Raw genomic sequence first — 1760 nt, forward strand, 5'->3', positions numbered from 1 at the left:
TGAGCGCCGAGAACATCGCAGGTCTCATCGTGGCCGTCGCTCTCGTCGGCTACCTCATCCTCGCGTTGATCTACCCGGAGAAGTTCTGACATGAGCTCCACTCTCGCGGGCTGGCTGCAGGCCCTCGCCCTCGTCGGCGCGCTGGCCCTGTGCTACCGGCCCCTGGGCGACTACATCGCCCGCGTCCTGACCACCTCGAAGCACCTCGGAGTCGAGCGCGGCATCTACAAGGTGATCGGTGTCGACGGTGACGCCGACCAGCGCTGGCCGGTGTACCTGCGCTCGGTGCTGGCGTTCTCGGCCGTCTCGGTCCTGTTCCTGTACGGTCTGATCCGGCTCCAGGGCTACCTGCTGCTGAACCTGGGCGTTCGGCAGATGGAGGGCCACCAGGCCTGGAACACCGCGGTCTCCTTCGTCACCAACACCAACTGGCAGTCCTACAGCGGCGAGTCCGCGATGGGCCACCTGGTGCAGATGGCGGGCCTGGCGGTGCAGAACTTCGTGTCCGCGGCCGTCGGCATCGCGATCGTGGCCGCGCTGATCCGCGGCTTCATGCGGAACAAGACCGACCGGGTCGGCAACTTCTGGGTCGACCTCACGCGCATCACGCTGCGGCTGCTGCTGCCGCTCGCGATCGTGCTCGCCCTGGTCCTGGTGGCCAGCGGGGTGATCCAGAACTTCCACGGCTTCCACGAGGTGGCCGACCTCGCGGGTGACGTGCAGAAGATCCCGGGTGGTCCGGTGGCCTCGCAGGAGGTCATCAAGGAGCTGGGCACCAACGGTGGCGGTTTCTTCAACGCCAACTCGGCGCACCCGTTCGAGAACCCGACCGGGTTCACGAACTGGCTGGAGGTCTTCCTGCTGTTGGTGATCCCGTTCGCGCTGCCGCGCACCTTCGGCCGGATGGTCGGTGACGACCGCCAGGGCTACGCGATCGTCTCCGTCATGGCGGTCTTCTGGGTGGCCTCGGTGGCTCTGCTGACCCTCGCCGAGACGCAGCACCACGGCACGGCCCTGCAGGCGGCCGGTGGGGCGATGGAGGGCAAGGAGCAGCGGTTCGGCATCGCGGCCAGCTCGCTGTTCGCCGCCTCGACGACGCTGACGTCGACGGGTGCGGTGGACTCCTTCCACGACTCGTTCACGCCGTTCGGCGGCGGGCTGACCGTCTTCAACATGATGCTGGGCGAGATCGCGCCCGGCGGTACCGGTTCCGGTTTGTACGGCATGCTGGTGCTGGCGGTCGTGGCGGTGTTCGTGGCCGGTCTGATGGTCGGGCGCACCCCGGAGTACCTGGGCAAGAAGCTCGGCGGCCGGGAGATGAAGTTCGCCTCCCTCTACATCCTCACCACGCCGATCCTGGTGCTGGTCGGCACGGGTGTGGCGATGGCCCTGCCGGGCGAGCGGGCCGGGATGCTCAACAGCGGTGCGCACGGCTTCTCCGAGGTGCTGTACGCGTTCACTTCCGCGAGCAACAACAACGGTTCGGCGTTCGCCGGGATCACCGTCAACACCGACTGGTACGACACGGCGCTCGGCCTGTGCATGGTCCTCGGCCGTTTCCTGCCGATGGTGTTCGTGCTGGCGCTGGCGGGTTCGCTCGCGCAGCAGCAGCCGGTGCCGGCCACTCCGGGCACCCTGCCCACCCACAAGCCGCTGTTCGTGGGCCTGTTGTCGGGCGTCGTCCTGATCGTCGTCGGCCTCACCTACTTCCCGGCCCTGGCCCTCGGGCCGCTCGCGGAAGGTCTCACCTCCTGATGTCC

General features: G+C 68.0%; 2 protein-coding genes. Both read left to right on the forward strand.

Translation table 11 applies throughout. The features are described from left to right. Positions 1-14: 14 nt before the first annotated feature. A complete protein-coding gene (gene kdpF, locus ACFV1W_RS40560; RefSeq protein ID WP_380422591.1) occupies positions 15-89 on the forward strand; it encodes a K(+)-transporting ATPase subunit F in 75 nt (24 codons plus the stop codon). Position 90: 1 nt separating this feature from the next. Then, complete coding sequence (gene kdpA / locus ACFV1W_RS40565) at positions 91-1755, forward strand: potassium-transporting ATPase subunit KdpA (RefSeq protein WP_380422589.1); 1665 nt, start codon at positions 91-93, stop codon at positions 1753-1755. Positions 1756-1760 lie beyond the last annotated feature (5 nt).

Origin of the sequence: Kitasatospora sp. NPDC059648 (assembly GCF_042734825.1) — a bacterium.
Lineage (GTDB): Bacteria > Actinomycetota > Actinomycetes > Streptomycetales > Streptomycetaceae > Kitasatospora.

Excerpts from the sequence above, each read along its gene's own strand:
- kdpA (WP_380422589.1), top strand. The coding sequence starts at position 91 with ATGAGCTCCACTCTCGCGGGCTGGCTGCAGGCCCTCGCCCTCGTCGGC.